17 protein-coding genes and 5 tRNA genes are annotated in these 18719 nt (G+C 38.2%); 18 read left to right on the forward strand and 4 right to left on the reverse strand.

Annotation, left to right across the window (positions count from 1 at the left end; all coding sequences use genetic code 11):
- The first annotated feature begins 489 nt into the window (after positions 1-489).
- The 10 genes from alaS to EHE21_RS04865 all read left to right on the forward strand — a co-directional run bounded on the left by alaS (position 490) and on the right by EHE21_RS04865 (position 7986).
- Positions 490-3117, forward strand: coding sequence for an alanine--tRNA ligase (gene alaS / locus EHE21_RS04820; protein WP_194952007.1), 2628 nt, complete (start codon positions 490-492; stop codon positions 3115-3117).
- Between the two features lie 221 nt (positions 3118-3338).
- On the forward strand, positions 3339-3527 hold the full coding sequence (csrA, locus tag EHE21_RS04825; protein WP_004244778.1) for a carbon storage regulator CsrA: 189 nt from the start codon (positions 3339-3341) through the stop codon (positions 3525-3527).
- 465 nt (positions 3528-3992) lie between these two features.
- Positions 3993-4085: transfer RNA gene (locus EHE21_RS04830), tRNA-Ser, on the forward strand.
- Positions 4086-4094: 9 nt separating this feature from the next.
- Positions 4095-4171, forward strand: a tRNA-Arg gene (locus tag EHE21_RS04835).
- An 89-nt stretch (positions 4172-4260) separates the two neighbouring features.
- Positions 4261-4337: transfer RNA gene (locus tag EHE21_RS04840), tRNA-Arg, on the forward strand.
- A 55-nt stretch (positions 4338-4392) separates the two neighbouring features.
- Positions 4393-4469, forward strand: a tRNA-Arg gene (locus EHE21_RS04845).
- 55 nt (positions 4470-4524) lie between these two features.
- Positions 4525-4601: transfer RNA gene (locus EHE21_RS04850), tRNA-Arg, on the forward strand.
- Positions 4602-4785: 184 nt separating this feature from the next.
- Positions 4786-6366 (forward strand): glutamate--cysteine ligase, encoded by a 1581-nt coding sequence (gene gshA / locus EHE21_RS04855; RefSeq protein ID WP_194952008.1) that lies wholly within the window; start codon positions 4786-4788, stop codon positions 6364-6366.
- A gap of 162 nt (positions 6367-6528) precedes the next feature.
- The gene (gene luxS, locus EHE21_RS04860; RefSeq protein ID WP_006534759.1) at positions 6529-7044 is read left to right on the forward strand and encodes an S-ribosylhomocysteine lyase; all 516 of its coding nucleotides are present in this window, start codon (positions 6529-6531) and stop codon (positions 7042-7044) included.
- Positions 7045-7236: 192 nt separating this feature from the next.
- The gene (locus EHE21_RS04865) at positions 7237-7986 is read left to right on the forward strand and encodes a hypothetical protein (protein WP_194952009.1); all 750 of its coding nucleotides are present in this window, start codon (positions 7237-7239) and stop codon (positions 7984-7986) included.
- Positions 7987-8030: 44 nt separating this feature from the next.
- On the opposite strand, the gene EHE21_RS04870 is transcribed toward EHE21_RS04865, so the two are convergent.
- Positions 8031-9305: an HlyC/CorC family transporter gene (locus EHE21_RS04870; protein ID WP_088493487.1), complete on the reverse strand. Its 1275-nt coding sequence runs from the start codon at positions 9303-9305 to the stop codon at positions 8031-8033.
- A 34-nt stretch (positions 9306-9339) separates the two neighbouring features.
- On the reverse strand, positions 9340-10140 hold the full coding sequence (locus EHE21_RS04875; RefSeq protein WP_088493486.1) for a cytochrome C assembly family protein: 801 nt from the start codon (positions 10138-10140) through the stop codon (positions 9340-9342).
- A gap of 173 nt (positions 10141-10313) precedes the next feature.
- Here EHE21_RS04875 and ffh point away from each other — a divergent pair, with 173 nt between their 5' ends.
- The 7 genes from ffh to tyrA all read left to right on the forward strand — a co-directional run bounded on the left by ffh (position 10314) and on the right by tyrA (position 16488).
- The gene (gene ffh, locus EHE21_RS04880; protein ID WP_023580979.1) at positions 10314-11675 is read left to right on the forward strand and encodes a signal recognition particle protein; all 1362 of its coding nucleotides are present in this window, start codon (positions 10314-10316) and stop codon (positions 11673-11675) included.
- A 137-nt stretch (positions 11676-11812) separates the two neighbouring features.
- A complete protein-coding gene (gene rpsP / locus EHE21_RS04885; RefSeq protein ID WP_004244772.1) occupies positions 11813-12061 on the forward strand; it encodes a 30S ribosomal protein S16 in 249 nt (82 codons plus the stop codon).
- 18 nt (positions 12062-12079) lie between these two features.
- On the forward strand, positions 12080-12625 hold the full coding sequence (gene rimM, locus EHE21_RS04890; RefSeq protein ID WP_194952585.1) for a ribosome maturation factor RimM: 546 nt from the start codon (positions 12080-12082) through the stop codon (positions 12623-12625).
- Positions 12626-12663: 38 nt separating this feature from the next.
- Complete coding sequence (gene trmD, locus EHE21_RS04895; protein ID WP_109374397.1) at positions 12664-13416, forward strand: tRNA (guanosine(37)-N1)-methyltransferase TrmD; 753 nt, start codon at positions 12664-12666, stop codon at positions 13414-13416.
- A 52-nt stretch (positions 13417-13468) separates the two neighbouring features.
- Positions 13469-13822, forward strand: coding sequence for a 50S ribosomal protein L19 (rplS, locus tag EHE21_RS04900; RefSeq protein WP_023580978.1), 354 nt, complete (start codon positions 13469-13471; stop codon positions 13820-13822).
- Between the two features lie 410 nt (positions 13823-14232).
- A complete protein-coding gene (locus tag EHE21_RS04905) occupies positions 14233-15327 on the forward strand; it encodes a 3-deoxy-7-phosphoheptulonate synthase (RefSeq protein WP_075672419.1) in 1095 nt (364 codons plus the stop codon).
- A gap of 36 nt (positions 15328-15363) precedes the next feature.
- Entirely contained in the window at positions 15364-16488 is a 1125-nt protein-coding gene (tyrA, locus tag EHE21_RS04910; RefSeq protein WP_194952010.1) for a bifunctional chorismate mutase/prephenate dehydrogenase, read from the forward strand.
- A gap of 84 nt (positions 16489-16572) precedes the next feature.
- Here the strand turns inward: tyrA and EHE21_RS04915 are convergent, their stop codons facing one another.
- The gene (locus EHE21_RS04915) at positions 16573-16746 is read right to left on the reverse strand and encodes a hypothetical protein (RefSeq protein WP_193775121.1); all 174 of its coding nucleotides are present in this window, start codon (positions 16744-16746) and stop codon (positions 16573-16575) included.
- Between the two features lie 31 nt (positions 16747-16777).
- On the reverse strand, positions 16778-16933 hold the full coding sequence (locus EHE21_RS04920) for a hypothetical protein (protein WP_165125333.1): 156 nt from the start codon (positions 16931-16933) through the stop codon (positions 16778-16780).
- Positions 16934-17346: 413 nt separating this feature from the next.
- Here EHE21_RS04920 and EHE21_RS04925 point away from each other — a divergent pair, with 413 nt between their 5' ends.
- Complete coding sequence (locus EHE21_RS04925; protein WP_075672423.1) at positions 17347-18687, forward strand: anaerobic C4-dicarboxylate transporter; 1341 nt, start codon at positions 17347-17349, stop codon at positions 18685-18687.
- The last annotated feature ends 32 nt before the right edge of the window (positions 18688-18719 follow it).

An 18719-nucleotide genomic window follows, 5' to 3' on the forward strand; every position in this document is an offset into this window, starting at 1 on the left:
AATTGTATTTAAAGGTTTGTTGAGATGTAAGGTGAATTTTATACTGATAAGCGCTTTTATTTTAGTAAGTTATCGTGCTCTTAATATCTTATTTAAGTAATGGTGCTTATGTGTTTATAACTAATTGCCATGAGAAAAAGAGATTATTTGTAGAAAAGAAACGTATAGAGAGTAATTCCATAAAAGATCAGTAATAACAAATACTTTTTAATAATTACAAAATGAAAATACTTTCAGTTGTTAACATTTTCCAAGATAATTGCTCTTAAATAGAGAAAAGTCCCATTCTCAGATAACAATCCCACTTTCAGAAAAAAACTAGACGATTTACAATGTCAACACGAATAAGTTTATCGGGGGTTTTACTTCTGACAGAAGAAATTCTATCTTATCCCTACTTATGTATTCGTTGGCTAAGTAGAGGTAACAATAAACCTCCTCTAACTAGATTTCTAATTTCTGTTTTTCCAGCTTGATTTCGGGATAATTATGAGCAAAAGCACCGCTGAGATCCGTCAGGCGTTTCTCGACTTTTTTCATACTAAAGGACATCAAATAGTACCTAGCAGTTCTTTGGTTCCAAATAACGATCCAACATTGCTGTTTACAAACGCAGGGATGAACCAATTCAAAGATGTATTTCTTGGATTGGATAATAGACCTTATTCCCGAGCGACAACCGCGCAACGCTGTGTGCGCGCTGGTGGTAAACATAACGATTTAGAAAATGTGGGTTATACCGCTCGTCACCATACCTTTTTTGAAATGCTAGGTAATTTCAGTTTTGGTGACTATTTCAAACATGATGCAATCAATTTTGCTTGGGAATTATTAACAAGCAAAGAGTGGTTCAACTTACCTAAAGAAAGACTTTGGGTAACAGTATATGCCACAGATGATGAAGCTTATGATATTTGGAATAAAGAAATTGGTATTCCAGCAGAAAGAATCATCCGTATTGGTGATAACAAAGGCGCACCATTTGCATCAGATAACTTCTGGCAAATGGGGGATACAGGCCCTTGTGGACCTTGTACAGAAATATTTTATGATCATGGTGACCACATTTGGGGCGGACCTCCAGGATCACCAGAAGAAGACGGCGATCGCTATATTGAGATCTGGAACATCGTCTTCATGCAATTTAACCGTAAGTCAGACGGTACAATGGACCCATTACCAAAGCCTTCTGTAGATACTGGTATGGGATTAGAGCGTATTACAGCTGTTTTACAGCATGTAAACTCTAACTATGACATTGATTTATTCCGCTTGTTAATTGAATCAGTTGCTAAAGTAACTAATGCATCAGATTTAAGTAATAAATCATTACGCGTTATTGCAGATCATATTCGTTCTTGTTCATTCCTTATTTGCGACGGTGTTATTCCTTCTAACGAAGGCCGTGGCTATGTATTGCGTCGTATTATTCGTCGTGCAGTACGTCATGGTTATATGCTTGGCGCAAAAGATACCTTCTTCTATAAGTTAGTAGCTCCATTAATTGAAGTTATGGCAGAAGCGGGTGAAGAGTTAAAACGTCAACAAGCTATCGTTGAAAAAGTATTAAAAACGGAAGAAGAGCAGTTTGCTCGTACATTAGAACGTGGTCTTCAACTATTAGATGAAGAGCTTGCTCAATTAACAGATGACGTTCTTCCTGGTGAAACTGCTTTCCGCCTTTATGATACTTATGGTTTCCCTATCGATTTAACCGCTGATGTTTGTCGTGAAAGAAATATCAAAGTTGATGAAAAAGGCTTTGAAATCGCAATGGAAGAGCAACGTAAACGTGCTCGTGAATCCAGCGGTTTCGGTACTGACTATAATAGTTTAATTAAAGTGGATAGCCGCAGTGAGTTCTCTGGTTATGATCATGATGAACAGCAGGGCACAATTACCGCTATTTTCCATAACGGGCAATCAGTCACTGAATTAAAAGCAGGTGAAGAAGGTATTATCTTCTTAAATAAAACCGCATTTTATGCAGAGTCTGGTGGTCAGGTTGGTGATAAAGGTGTTCTAACAGGTAAAGATAGCCTGTTTGAAGTCACAGATACGCAAAAATACGGTAAAGCTATTGGTCATATTGGTAAAGTTAACATAGGGTCATTTATTGTTAACCATAAAATCAATGCCACAATCGATATTGCTCGTCGTGATGCTATTCGTTTAAATCACTCTGCTACACACTTATTGCACGCAGCATTGCGCCAAGTTCTGGGTACGCATGTTACTCAAAAAGGTTCTTTAGTTAACGATAAGTATCTGCGTTTTGACTTTTCTCATTTTGAAGCGGTTAAACCAGAACAATTACGACAAATTGAAGATATTGTAAATGCGCAAATCCGTCTTAACTCACCAGTTGTCACTGAGTTAATGGATCTTGAAGATGCAAAAGAAAAAGGTGCGATGGCACTCTTTGGTGAAAAATACGACGAACGAGTTCGTGTTTTAACCATGGGTGACTTCTCTACTGAGCTTTGCGGCGGTACTCACGCTTCTAGAACGGGTGATATTGGTTTATTCCGCATTGTCAGTGAGTCAGGTACGGCAGCTGGTATTCGTCGTATTGAGGCGATTACTGGTATTGCAGCAATTGAGAGTATTCATGAACAATCAGATCTTATCTCTCTTGTTGCACAAGTTCTAAAAAGCGATGGTACAAACTTGGTCGAAAGAATCAAAACAGTCCAAGAAAAACATCGTTTATTAGAAAAAGAACTTCAACAACTAAAAGATCAGCAAGCTGCTCAAGAGAGTTCCTCTTTAGGTGGTCAAGCTAAAAACGTGAAAGGTATCAAACTTTTAGTTCGTGAGCTTAATGGTGTTGAGCCAAAAATGTTAAGAACAATGGTTGATGATTTAAAAAATCAATTAGGTTCTGCAATTATTGTGCTTTCTACTATTTCTGATGGTAAAGTGAGCTTAATTGTTGGGGTCACTAAAGATTTAACTGCTAAAGTTAAAGCTGGTGAGCTAATTAGTTTTGTAGCACAGCAAATTGGCGGTAAAGGTGGCGGTCGCCCTGATATGGCTCAAGCTGGTGGTACTGACGTTGAAGCCTTACCAGCAGCTTTGGCAAGTGTTGACGAGTGGGTTGAATCGCATCTGTAAGCGATAGCAACCTGAAAAAAGGCGCTATCCCTGTTTGTATAGGGATAACGCCTTATAGAGATATTGGTAATCCGTTAAATAATCAATCACTAAATTTATATTTTGTTATGAAGTATGAGTTACTTGTGATAAATAATGATTATACGAATTGACAATGTATGATGGATAATGGCCGGGAAATTCTAGAGACCCGACTCTTGTAAATTTTCAAGGAGCAAAGAATGCTTATTCTAACTCGTCGAGTTGGTGAAACGCTTATGATAGGCGATGACGTGACCGTAACCGTTTTAGGGGTTAAAGGTAATCAGGTACGGATTGGCGTAAACGCACCCAAAGAAGTATCTGTCCATCGTGAAGAGATCTATCAACGAATTCAGGCCGAGAAAACTCAGCCTACTGATAACTACTAAACTAATTCCTATTTTTAGTTAGTTACAATTCATTCGTAAGCGTCCACACTTTTGCCGGGTTTGGGCGCTTTTCTCTTTATAAGACTTTTGATTCCCTTCTTTGTTCCTATCTTTGCTCTCCTTGAGCTGTATTTATTATTACACTATCCGTTTATTCTGATTGACAGAATTGAAAGTCTTTTTACCTCTAATCATTCGCTTCACAATTATTTGCTGTATGAATAAATTTATTTACTAAGAGAATAAAATACTTGAATGATTTTTCATCAGCGATATCATTGTGTTTAGAACTTTTTTAGCCAATCTTGATGATAAACGCATCAGTTTGTTTGTGAAGTGTTCAAACAAACGTATATTCGTAAAAAGTTGAGAAAAATTGTTTGACTTCTTAGGCTGAGAAAGTAATATGTGCGCCACACAGAGACGAGATGTTCAGTAAGAACTTCTTCGAGTGGTTCTAAATATGGTGAGATGGCCGAGAGGCTGAAGGCGCTCCCCTGCTAAGGGAGTATGCGGTCAAAAGCTGCATCGAGGGTTCGAATCCCTCTCTCACCGCCATTTAGATTTGCATCCTTAGCTCAGCTGGATAGAGTACTCGGCTACGAACCGAGCGGTCGGAGGTTCGAATCCTCCAGGATGCACCATATTCCAACCCCATGATTAATGTATGGGGTTTTTATTTTGGTGCAAATGGTGAATAATTTGCATTAAAAGCGTAAAGTATTAAAACGGCGCATCCTTAGCTCAGCTGGATAGAGTACTCGGCTACGAACCGAGCGGTCGGAGGTTCGAATCCTCCAGGATGCACCATCTCATTACTCAGATTGCCAATTGCAATATGAGCAGCTAGAAAAATAACGACGACGCATCCTTAGCTCAGCTGGATAGAGTACTCGGCTACGAACCGAGCGGTCGGAGGTTCGAATCCTCCAGGATGCACCATCTCATTACTCAGATTGCCAATTGCAATATGAGCAGCTAGAAAAATAACGACGACGCATCCTTAGCTCAGCTGGATAGAGTACTCGGCTACGAACCGAGCGGTCGGAGGTTCGAATCCTCCAGGATGCACCATCTTCAAAGCCTCGCTATTGCGGGGCTTTTTGCTTTTCTGCATTCTCTTATTTCTCATCATATAACGTCTTTGTTTAGCATCAACTAACAATGCTAACATCATCTAATCAGCGACAATTTAGTGACTTTGCGATAAAGTAACTCCTATCTATTTACTAACATCAATCAACGCGGGAGGTCACCTTTGATCCCGGACGTATCAAAAGCGCTTTCTTGGTTGGAAGCACACCCTAAAGTTTTATGTGGAATCCACCGTGGTATAGAGCGTGAAACCTTAAGAGTTACGCCAGAAGGCAATTTAGCATCAACAGAGCATCCTATTTCATTAGGTAAATCATTAACTCATAAATGGATCACGACTGATTTTGCTGAGTCTCTATTAGAGTTTATTACACCTGTTGATGATAGCATTGCACATACCTTGCATTTTTTAGGTGATTTACATCGCTACACAGCACGTCACTTAGATAATGAACGTATGTGGCCTATGAGTATGCCTTGCTTTATTGAAGCAGAAGATAAGATTACGCTGGCTCAATTTGGCACCTCTAATGTTGGGCGTTTTAAAACACTCTACCGTGAAGGGCTTAAAAATCGTTATGGCGCGTTAATGCAAACTATTTCAGGTGTGCATTACAACTTCTCACTGCCTATCGAGTTTTGGCAAGCATGGGCAAATGTAAAAGACGAAGAGAGTGGGAAAGAGGCGATTTCTGACGGTTACTTACGTCTTATTCGTAACTACTATCGCTTTGGCTGGATCATTCCATTCTTCTTTGGTGCATCACCGGCAATTTGTGGATCTTTCTTAAAAGGAAGAGAAACAAACTTACCATTTGAAAGCACGCCTAAAGGGGCGAAGTATTTACCTTATGCAACTTCATTACGTTTAAGTGATTTAGGGTATACCAATAAATCTCAAAGCGATTTAGATATCACCTTTAATCATCTTGAAACGTATGTCAAAGGGCTGAAAAAAGCGATTCATAAGCCTTCTGAAGAGTTTGCTAAATTAGGTGTTAAGAAAGACGGTGAGTATATTCAGTTAAACACCAATGTGTTGCAGATTGAAAATGAACTCTATGCACCTATTCGTCCTAAGCGTGTAGTTAAAGGTGATGAATCACCTTCTGATGCGTTATTACGTGGTGGTATTGAATATATCGAAGTTCGCTCACTTGATATCAATCCATTTACGCCAATTGGTGTTGATGAAACACAAATTCGCTTCCTTGATTTATTCCTGATCTGGTGTGTATTAGCGGATGCCCCAGAGATGAGTGCCTCTGAATTAGCGTGCTGCCGTTCAAATTGGAATAACGTTATTCTAGAAGGGCGTAAGCCAGGTCAAGTTATTGGAATGGGTTGTGGCGAAAGAAAAGAGCCACTAGCGCAAGTTGGTAAAGCCTTATTTGCTGATTTAGAACGTGTTGCTAATGTTCTTGATTGCTGTTCAGGCACTAAATATATGGAAGTTTGCGTTAATTTAGAGGAAATGTTCGATAATCCTGAATTAACCTTCTCTGGCAGACTTTTAGACAAAATTAAAACACAAGGTATTGGTGGTTTCGGTTTATCTTTAGCTGAAGAATATTACCAAGAATTAATTAAAACACCTTATGAAACGTTAACTGATGAAGCTTTTGATCATGAGAGAATTTCATCCATAAAACGTCAAGAAGAGTTAGAAAAGAGTGATACCATTTCTTTTGATGAGTATTTGAAGATCCATGCGGGGACAAACACCGATAACGTGGCTTCCTAAACTTAGATAGAAAAAAGCCACACTAAGATTTGTGTGGCTAAAAAATTCTATAGAGAAATAGGGATGATAACAATTTGCGCGTATTCATTACTAAGACCGTGCTACTCGTAGAAAGTTTCATTTTTTCTTAAAAATATTTAAATTTTTCTTAGGAGGTTTTTTATGCCTTTATTGGATAGCTTTACTGTTGACCATACACGTATGTCAGCACCTGCTGTACGCGTTGCTAAAACAATGAAAACGCCATCAGGTGATACCATCACGGTATTTGATTTACGTTTTACTGTGCCAAATAAAAAAGCCATGCCTGAGAAAGGAATTCATACATTAGAACATCTGTTCGCTGGATTTATGCGTAACCATCTTAATGGTAATGGTGTTGAGATAATCGATATTTCTCCAATGGGATGCCGTACAGGCTTCTACATGAGCTTAATTGGACAACCTGAAGAGCAACGTGTAGCTAATGCCTGGAAAGCAGCAATGGAAGATGTTTTGAAAGTAAAAGATCAAAACCATATCCCAGAGCTGAACGTGTACCAATGTGGTACCTATGAAATGCATTCACTGACAGAAGCTCAAGATATTGCACGCGATATTTTATCTCATAGCATTGGCATTAATCATAACGATGAATTAGCCCTGCCTGAAGAGACTTTAAAAGAGCTGCATATCTAAGCGATAGCTAATTTATGACGTTAGGGGATAATAGATCAGGAAATTCGCACTCTGATTTATTGTCTCTTTTTTGTTTTTATCTCCTCATTATTTTTCTTTTCTCTACTCCATTGTTTTATTTTCTTATCTTCTTATATTGTTAGCACAGTAATGGATTAAATTTATGCTTAATACACGGAGTACACTTCTGTTATGGAAAATCACAAATTCTCATCACCTAAATTAGTGTTAGAGTTTTTTGTTCGAGAATTTTATTTTGTAGGTAAAGGCACATTACGAACTCAATTTCCTAAAGATGCCTTTTTCTATCAGGGGCGTTCTAAAGCACTTGAATATCGTTACTTAGAACGAGTTCACAAAAAGTATGTTAAACGCACTCAGTGCGAACCAGAGCTTATTATCAAGCCTGATTCGTTACTGCTCTCGTCAGAACTCAATCCTGAATTATTTGCTAAGATCACTAAACCACAAACAAACACCATAATGAAAATATGTGGTGATTATCTTTATAAAGAAAAAGATGAAGAGCAATATCGTTGGTATTTTCAACAAGATGAAATTAAAACAAACAGTTATAGCGGCGAGAATTCGCAGCTAAAATATGAAAATATTCGTAGCTTAGCACCTCATCATTTTAATATTGAAGCGATAAACGATGAGGGGGCGCTTATTACTAATTTTCCGCGCAAGTCCCTTTCTCTTACTTTGAATAAAGGAGAGACGGCATGTTTTATTTGTAGGCGTGAAGAGTATGGCGCTGATTATTCTTATCAGCCTGCATTAAACTTAGTTATGTGGGTCAAAAATCATGGTTTCTATTCTGATTATCAACAATTAAAGCCTACAAAACTAATACAAGAGCAAGCAATAGAACCTTTCTATATGAAACCAGCCAGAGAGTTTGATTTTCGTAATAGCAAATTACGGTTTGAACTAGGGTAAACTGCAAAAAATAAGCGCCTTAGAGGGCGCTTATTTTATATTCACTAATGATGTGGGATTGAAAGGTGGCGAATTAACGCCTTTTTGATGACGTTATCCTGAACTTCAAGGATTTCAAATTCGTAGTCACTCACTTTTATTTTATTACCGACAACAGGTAAATCACCTAGCTCTTCAATAATGACACCATTGATTGTTCGAGCTTCATCTTCAGGTAAATGCCAGCCAAAAGCTTTATTGATATCTCGAATATTTGTTGTGCCATCAACTAATAATGAACCATCTTTTTGAGGAATAACTTCTTCTGCTAAAGAAGGGGACATCGAGGTAGTAAAGTCACCTACGATCTCTTCAAGAATATCTTCAACGGTTACTAAACCTTGAATTTCACCATATTCATCAACCACAACACCTGCTTTTTCGTTATTACGTTGGAAGTTGACGAGTTGTAGGTTTAACGGTGTGCTTTCTGGGATAAAGTAGATTTTATCGGCAGCTTTCATCAGAATTTGTTTGGTAAACTCTTTTTTCTCAGTCATTAAGCGATAAGCTTCTCGTACACGTAACATGCCAATTGCATCGTCAAGCGTATCACGATAAAGCACAATTCGACCGTGAGGAGAATGAGTTAACTGTCTTACGATAGATTTCCATTCGTCATTGACATCGATACCAAAAATCTCATTTCTTGGCACCATAATATCGCCAATTGTTACTTTTTCTAAATCCAAAATCGACAGCAACATATTCTGATTTCTTTGTGAAAGCTTTGATTTAGATTCATTAACGATAGTTCTTAACTCTTCTTTTGATACCGCATTTCCCTGTATTACTGGGGACTTAATACCAAAAATACGCATCAGTATTAATGTGATTTTATTAAAAAACCAAACAATAGGCAGCATCAATTTTTGCAAAGGAGAGAGAATAACACTACTTGGATAAGCAACGTGCTCTGGATAAAGTGCCGCAATTGATTTTGGAAGCACTTCAGCAAAAATAAGGATAATAAAGGTCAGCACACCAGTGGCTATTGCTACACCTGCATCACCGTATAAACGCATACCAACAATGGTAGCTAGTGCAGATGCAACAATATTAATCAGATTATTGCCAATCAATACTAAACTAATCAATCTGTCAGGACGTTGTAATAATTTTTCTACACGTTTTGCAGAGCGATTTCCTTGTTTTGCAGCATGACGAAGACGATAGCGATTAATCGTCATCATACTGGTTTCAGTCCCAGAAAAATAAGCTGAGGCAATAATCATACATACAAGTATGATAATGAGCGTAGTTGTTGACACATGCTCCAAAATTGAGATCCTTTTGCTACCCTAAAATAGAAAATTAATTAAGCACTAACTCTTGTAATAAACGATTACCAAAAAAAGCTAATGTTAAAATAATAGCGCCAATCAAATTAAAGATAATGACTTTCTTTCCTCTCCATCCTTCTCGAAAATGTCCCCATAATAAAATGATGTAAACAAACCAAGCAATGATAGAGAAAATAGATTTATGGATATTTTCTTTACCAAAAATATTATCCATATACACCAAACCTGTACATAAGGTCAGTGTCAGTAATACCACACCCACTTGTGTGATATGAAACATTTTACGCTCAATTGACATTAATGGTGGCATTTGAGGTGAGAATTTTAGTTTCTTATTTTTTAGTTGATAGTCGAGCCAACTAAGTTGTAACGCATATAAAGCGGCAATTAACAGTGTGGCATAGCTTAATAAAGCCAGCCCAATATGAATAAAGAGTGATGTGCTACTTTCAAGATGTGTAACAAATTCGCCCGGCATAAGTGCTGCAATAACAAGATTGACTATTGCGAAACAATAAACAATAGGCAGTAAGAACCATGCTCGGCCACGAGAAGCCACAATCGTCATAATAACGCAGACCATCAGACTAACAATCGCACCTAGATTGGTGAGTGAAAGATTTTGTCCGCTGTGAGGACGGAAAATTAAAAATTTTAATGAAATGGCATGTGCAACAAGTGCAATTACCGCAAATAGTAGAGCTAATCCGCGGTATCCATTCTGCTCTTTTCGTAACAGACCGGGCAAAAACAGCACCAGACTGAGTAAATAAGCGCAGACAGCGACGATAGAGATTGATATAACGGGCATAGTTTCGCTTACATATATTGTTTGAATAACTTCCTAGTATAGCGCTAGGAGCATACGGCTCCAACTATTGAAGTCATTAAGCTTAAATCTCTATGCAGAGATCCGCGAGTCATCGTGATATAATCGGTGGCATACATGACCGATAAGCCCAACTTTAACACTGAGCTAAGATAATGTTTGAGAATTTAAGTGACAGACTATCGCGCACATTGCGCAATATAAGCGGTCGAGGAAGACTGACCGAAGAAAACATTAAAGAGACACTGCGTGAAGTGCGTATGGCTTTATTAGAAGCCGACGTTGCCTTACCTGTGGTTCGTGATTTTATTGCGCGCGTCAAAGAGAGCGCAGTAGGGCATGAAGTTAACAAAAGCCTGACACCGGGTCAGGAGTTTGTGAAGATTGTTCAAAATGAACTCGTCAATGCGATGGGGGAAGTGAATACTGACCTTGATCTATCAGCACAACCGCCAGCTGTTGTGTTAATGGCAGGTTTACAAGGTGCCGGTAAAACGACCAGTGTCGCAAAATTAGGTAAATTCTTAAAAGAGAAAAAGAAGAAAAAAGTTCTTGTTGTTTCTGCTGACGTTTATCGCCCAGCAGCGATTAAACAGCTTGAAACGTTAGCCGAAACGGTTGGCATTGATTTCTTCCCTTCGACTGTTCAAGAAAATCCAGTCACAATTGCAAGTAATGCATTAAAACATGCACAACTTCAATTCTATGATGTATTGCTGGTGGATACAGCCGGTCGTTTACACGTAGATGAAGGCATGATGGAAGAGATCCAACTTCTCCATAAAGCCATTAATCCAGTTGAAACCCTGTTTGTTGTTGACGCCATGACGGGTCAAGATGCAGCAAATACAGCAAAAGCATTTAATGAAGCACTGCCATTAACAGGGGTTGTATTAACCAAAGTTGATGGTGATGCACGCGGTGGTGCGGCATTATCAATTCGCCATATCACTGGTAAGCCAATTAAATTCCTCGGTGTTGGGGAAAAAACAGAAGCCTTAGAACCTTTCCACCCAGATCGTATTGCCTCTCGTATTTTAGGCATGGGTGATGTTCTGTCTTTGATTGAAGACATTGAAAGCAAAGTTGATAGAGCTCAAGCTGAAAAGCTAGCGACAAAACTTAAAAAAGGTGATGGCTTTGATCTAAATGATTTCTTAGATCAATTAAAGCAAATGAAGAACATGGGCGGCATGGCGAGTATGTTAAGCAAAATGCCGGGTATGTCTCAGGTGCCAGATGCAGTAAAATCACAAATGGATGATTCAATTTTAGTGAAAATGGAAGCAATTATTAATTCCATGACTAAAAAAGAACGTCAAAAACCGGAAATCATCAAAGGTTCCAGAAAACGCCGTATTGCAGCGGGTTCAGGAACACAAGTGCAAGACGTCAACCGTTTGTTAAAACAGTTTGATGATATGCAACGTATGATGAAAAAAATGAAAAAAGGTGGCATGGCTAAGATGATGCGTAGCATGAAAGGTATGATGCCACCTGGATTCCCAGGCCGATAAAATCAAAAAGCCTGAAAAAAAACGTGCTTTGGATTGCTTTTTTCGCCAAAGTGAGTAAACTTTTCGGGCTTTTTATATGACAACCGGACTCCGTTCCTCGATGGCGTCTGGTTGTTTTATTAACTAATGAGGATGTTATGGTAACAATTCGTTTAGCTCGTGGCGGCGCAAAAAAGCGTCCGTTTTACCAAGTAGTAGTAACCGATAGCCGCAATGCGCGTGATGGTCGTTTCATTGAGCGTGTAGGCTTTTATAACCCACTGGCAACCGGTAATGCAGAAGAATTACGTTTAGACGTAGACCGTGTTGAACACTGGGTTGCTCAAGGCGCAACAGTTTCAGAACGTGTTGCTGGCCTGATCAAATCAGCGAAGAAAAGCGCTTAATCTGTCGCGGTGGTAACAATGAGCGAACAAAAAACCTTAAAAGAGCCTGTAGAACCTATTGTTATGGGTAAGTTGGGCTCACCTTACGGGATCCGTGGTTGGCTCAGAGTTTTTTCCTCCACCGAACACGCCGAAAACATTTTTGAATATCAACCGTGGTTTATTCAGCGTCATGGACAGTGGGAAACCATTGAAATTGAAAGTTGGAAACATCACAACCAAGATATTATCGTCAAGCTAAAAGGTATTGATGACAGAGATGCGGCCAATTTCCTGACTAATTTTGAAATTACTGTGAATGCTTCGCAACTTCCAGAACTTGAAGGTGAATATTACTGGAAAGACCTGATGGGTTGCCATGTAGAAACGGATAAAGGCTACGATCTGGGTGTCGTTACAGACATGATGGAAACGGGCTCAAATGATGTCATGGTGATTAAAGCGAATCTGAAAGATGCGTTCGGTATCGGGGAACGGTTAGTTCCGTTTCTTGATGGGCAGGTTATCAAGAAAGTCGATCTCTCAGCGAAAAAAATTATCGTTGATTGGGATCCTGGTTTTTAGATTATCCGGTTAACGGTTCTCAATAGTGGGACACAAAAATGTGGATTGGGGTAATTAGCCTATTTCCAGAAATGTTCCGCTCTATAACCGAGTACGGGGTGACTGGTCGGGCAGTGAAGCATGGTCTGCTCAATGTAGAATGTTGGAATCCCCGAGATTTTACATACGACAGACACAATACCGTTGATGATCGTCCTTATGGCGGTGGTCCCGGTATGTTGATGATGGTTCAACCTTTAAGGGAAGCCATTCATCAAGCGAAAGCTGCGGCAGGTGATGGAGCAAAGGTGATTTATTTATCACCTCAGGGACGCAAACTCGATCAACAAGGAGTTTGTGAACTGGCAACAAATGAGAAGCTAATTCTAGTTTGTGGTCGGTATGAAGGTATAGACGAGCGTGTCATTCAGACTGAAATCGATGAAGAGTGGTCTGTAGGTGATTACGTATTAAGTGGTGGGGAATTACCTGCCATGATAATGATAGATGCAGTAGCGCGCTTTGTACCGGGTGTTCTCGGACACGCAGCCTCTGCGAAAGAAGATTCTTTTGCTGAAGGTTTACTGGATCATCCTCACTATACTCGCCCAGAGGTTTTAGATGGTATGGAAGTTCCGGCAGTTTTACTGTCAGGCAACCATGCTCATATTAATCGCTGGCGCATGAAACAATCACTGGGTCGAACCTGGCTAAGAAGACCTGAGCTTCTGGAAAGCCTAGCTCTGACTGACGAGCAAAGAGTGCTGTTAACAGAGTTCCAACAGGAACATCTGTCAGGAACAGCAGAGTAAGTCTGACACAAGATGTCATTAATATCAGTTTACCTAGGGTAAGAGAGTTATTATGAGCAATATTATTAAACAAATCGAACAAGAACAGATGAAGCAAGATGTTCCTTCATTCCGTCCTGGTGACACTTTAGAAGTTAAAGTATGGGTTGTTGAAGGTTCTAAAAAACGTCTGCAGGCATTCGAGGGCGTGGTTATCGCTATTCGTAACCGCGGTCTGCACTCTGCATTCACTGTTCGTAAAATTTCTAATGGCGAAGGTGTTGAGCGTGTATTCCAAACTCACTCTCCAGTCGTAGATAGCATCACTGTTAAACGTCGTGGTGCGGTTCGTCAAGCTAAACTGTACTACCTGCGTGAGCGTTCAGGTAAGGCTGCTCGTATCAAAGAGCGTCTTAACGCTAAATAATACGCTTTCGCACATCCGAAAGTTATTGTTAAAAGGTCAGCATTTGCTGACCTTTTTTTATATCCCTTCATGTTGAAAATATTATTTATTAATTTTTTCTCTCTTTTATTTCTTAATTCCTATCTTAATCTATTCTTCTTATGTCGAGATTCATTAAAAGATAAAGTGTAAATTTAAATTTACATACTTGCGTTTTAATTTAATCTTCATCACGTTATTTTTATCTCATTCATTATTTATAACCAATTGTTATTTATTGTTTATTTATAACAAACATCATGAGTGTAAAGATTGAATTACAATAACGTCAAAATTATTAAAAATATGGATTGATTTCTTTACATTGCGTGTTATCTTATCTTTCAGACACACAAAAAATCACAATGACAGATATAAAAAAGGTAAAGATTATGATCATGCAAAAAGACGCACTCAATAATGTGAATATCAGCGAAGAGCTGGTTTTAATTACTCCTGAAGAGTTAAAACAAAAATACCCATTGAGTCGCAATGATCTGCATGCCATTGCTCAGTCACGTCAAACAATTTCTGAAATTGTCCAACGCCGTGATCCTCGCTTACTCGTGGTATGTGGGCCTTGTTCCATTCATGATGTCGATGTTGCGTTAGATTACGCAAAACGCCTGAAAGTCTTAGCGTCTGAATTAAGTGATAGTCTGTACATTGTGATGCGTGTCTACTTTGAAAAACCTCGTACAACTGTTGGTTGGAAAGGCTTAATTAGCGATCCATTTATGGATGGTAGCTTTGAAATGGAAAAAGGGTTACATATTGCCCGTAAGCTACTGACCGAACTTGTACAATTAGGTCTGCCTCTGGCAACCGAAGCGTTAGATCCTAACAATCCACAATACTTAGGTGATTTGTTTAGTTGGTCTGCAATTGGTGCTAGAACAACAGAGTCTCAGACTCACCGTGAAATGGCATCAGGGCTTTCAATGCCAGTTGGATTTAAAAACGGAACAGATGGTAATTTAGATACCGCAATTAACGCAATGAAAGCGGCTTCTATGCCACATCGTTTTATGGGAATTAATCAATCAGGACAAGTTTGCTTATTACAAACACAAGGTAACCCTGATGGCCATGTAATTTTACGTGGTGGTAAAACACCAAACTACCATGAAGAAGATGTTGCTCAATGCGAAGCTCAGATGGTGAAAGCAGGATTAAAACCATCATTAATGATTGATTGTAGCCACGGTAATTCTAACAAAGATTTCCGTCGTCAAACGGCAGTGGTTGATTCTGTGATTGAGCAAATCACTAAAGGTAATGAATCTATCACTGGTATTATGTTAGAAAGTCATATTAATGAAGGCAATCAATCTTCAGAGCAATCTCGTAGTGAAATGAAATACGGCGTCTCAGTAACAGATGCATGTATTAGTTGGGAAACAACGGAGTCAGTGTTAAGAAATTTACATGCTCAACTTTCTCCGATTTTGGCTCAGCGTGAAGCACAGTTAAAAAAAGTTAGTTAAGTTAGATAATCATAAAGAAAAAAGAGGCAAGCATAGATGGCTGAAGAATTACAAGGTTTGCGTGAGCAAATTGATCAGGTAGATAAATCACTGCTTTCTTTACTCGCAAAAAGAATGCAACTGGTAGCTGAAGTGGGTGAAGTTAAAAACCGCCACGGCTTACCGATTTATGCACCTGATAGAGAAGCCTCCATGCTTGCTTCTCGTCGTAACGATGCACAAAAGATGGGAATTTCCCCAGATTTAATTGAAGATGTATTACGCCGAGTGATGCGAGAATCCTATACTAAAGAGAACGATAAAGGATTTAAAACTCTCAACCCTCAACTTGGTAAAATCGTTATTGTGGGAGGAAATGGGAAAATGGGTAAACTATTTTCTCGTTTGTTTACACTCTCTGGCTATCAAGTCGAAAGCTTAGAAGCGGATGAATGGCAAACCAAATCGCCTGCTATTTTTGATAATGCAGGGATGGTGATTATCAGTGTACCTATTCATTTAACTGTTGAGGTTATTGAAAAACTTCCTGCATTACCTGAAAACTGTTTACTTGTCGATCTCGCTTCTATTAAAAAGGCGCCTTTAGAGGCGATGTTAAAAGCGCATAGTGGACCCGTTTTAGGTCTTCATCCAATGTTTGGCCCTGATGTACCTAGCTTAGCAAAACAGGTTGTGGCGTACTGTGAGGGACGAAACCATACTGCATTTGAATGGTTGTTAGAGCAGTTATTGGTATGGGGAGCAAGAATTGAGGCTATTGCGCCAGAAGAGCATGATAAAAACATGAGTTTTATTCAAGCTCTTCGACATTTTACTACTTTTGCTTATGGTCAGCATTTAGCAAAAGAAAAAGTTGATTTAGCCAGTTTACTGCGACTCTCATCTCCTATTTATCGCTTAGAATTAGCAATGATAGGGCGCTTATTTGCTCAAGATCCACAACTTTATGCTGATATTATTTTGTCATCGAAAGAGAATATTGAATTAATTCGTAGATATCATCACTCATTAGGTCAAGCTATCGATCTATTAGATATAAATGCAAAGAGTGAGTTTATCCATTCATTTAATAACGTGAGTGATTGGTTTGGTGATTATGCTTCTCAATTTATGAAAGAGAGTGGTGTATTATTACAAAAAGCGAATGATAGCCGAATCTAGTTAAATTATTTGTTATATAAAAGGCCGAGCAATAAATAAATTGTTCGGCCTTTTTATTTTATTAATTATTTTATGTTTAGCTTATCACCACTCATCATCACAAGGTGGCCAAACACAACCACTAGGATCAGACGTATTGCTATTATTTTGAGAATACTCATTTATTGATGCTCTATTTTCTTTTGCTTCTTCATAAAAATGAGCGCTTGCATAACTAGCGAAGAAAAATGAGAGTATTAATATATATTTTTTATTCATAAAAATTCCTATTCAAACAATATGCTATAACTCAATAGTCTTTGGGGTCAGGACAAGGGCTTACTGTGCAACGACTCAAATCCGATTGAGACGTTAATGAATAAGCGTAATAGCTCTCTTGTGATTGAACTTCATCTACGTTATTAGTAAAAAATAGACTTAAAATCAGTATGATAAAAGTATTCATATAATCTCCCTATCATTTCAAAAATTTAATAATAGATATAAATCACCTATTTTTATTCAGAAAATAAAAATAGAGAAATATAAATATACATTTAAAAACAATGGGATAAATATCTAATTTTATTAAAAGACTAATCTATCTTATATTTATTGTTATTTAATTGTTATTGTTGGGTTTAATTAAAGAATAATTAATGTTCGATATTGTCTTTTTATTAAAAGTTATTTGTTGATGAGATCTTAAAACTGAATGAAATTAAAAGGCATTATAAAAACTATAACAATGATCAAAAAAATGGATATAACAATTATCGTAAATTATATTTTATAAACTCTTTTTTTTGCAAGAAGTGCTAAAAACTCAATTGTATTATTTTTTATTTATATTCCGACGTGTTTTTCAAGGGGTAATTTATGGATTTTTTAATACAACTCGCCATTATATTAGTGTGTCTATTTTATGGGGCTAGGAAAGGGGGAATTGCATTAGGTCTATTAGGTGGTGTAGGTCTGGTTATTTTAGTTTTTATTTTTAAACTTCCTCCGGGAAAACCACCTGTTGATGTAATGCTAGTTATTATTGCCGTTGTTTCTGCATCAGCAACATTACAAGCATCTGGTGGGTTAGATGTTATGTTGCAAATAGCAGAAAAGTTATTACGTAAAAATCCCAAATATATTTCTATTGTTGCACCACTCGTAACTTGTACTCTTACAATATTATGTGGTACTGGACACGTTGTTTATACCATATTGCCAATTATTTATGATGTGTCGATTAAAAATAATATTCGCCCTGAAAGACCAATGGCGGCAAGTACAATTGGCTCTCAAATGGGGATTATTGCCAGCCCTGTTTCCGTTGCCGTTGTTACATTAGTCGCAATGCTCGGTGATGTAACTTTTAATGGTAAACACCTTGAGTTTTTAGATTTATTAGCAATTACCATTCCTTCAACTTTTATTGGTATTTTAGCCATTGGTATCTTTAGCTGGTTTAGAGGAAAAGACTTAGATAAAGACCAACGTTTCCAAGAATTTGTTTCAGTGCCCGAAAACCATGATTATGTTTATGGTGATACAGCTACACTTCTAGATAAAAAGCTCCCAATGAAAAACTGGGTAGCAATGTGGATATTCTTAGGTGCAATTGCTGTTGTTGCAATATTAGGTGCTTTCTCTGAAATACGTCCTGTATTTAATGGTAAGCCATTATCTATGGTGCTCGTTATTCAGATGTTTATGTTATTAGCCGGCGCATCAATTATTATTATCTGTAAAACTAACCCTTCTCTTATTTCTAAAAATGAAGTATTCCGTTCAGGGATGATAGCAATTGTTGCCGTGTATGGTATTGCTTGGATGGCAGAGACCATGTTCTCTGCGCATATGAAAGAAATAGAAGCGGCATTAGGGCAATTAGTACGAGAATATCCTTGGGCTTATGCAGTTGTCTTATTATTAGTATCTAAGTTTGTTAACTCTCAAGCGGCGGCTTTGGCTGCGATTGTTCCTTTAGCATTGGGTATTGGTGTTGATCCTGCATATATCATTGCATCGGCACCAGCTTGTTATGGTTATTATATTCTGCCAACTTATCCTAGTGACTTAGCGGCAATTCAATTTGACCGTTCTGGTACAACTCGAATAGGGCGTTTTGTTATTAACCACAGCTTTATTCTACCGGGATTAATTGGTGTAACCGTTTCCTGTGTCTTTGGTTGGGTATTTGCTGCGATGTATGGTTTCTTATAATTAACGTTAAATAAGAACACAAAAAAAGCCAG

Origin of the sequence: Proteus sp. GOKU (assembly GCF_015475555.1) — a bacterium.
GTDB classification, from domain to species: domain Bacteria; phylum Pseudomonadota; class Gammaproteobacteria; order Enterobacterales; family Enterobacteriaceae; genus Proteus; species Proteus mirabilis_B.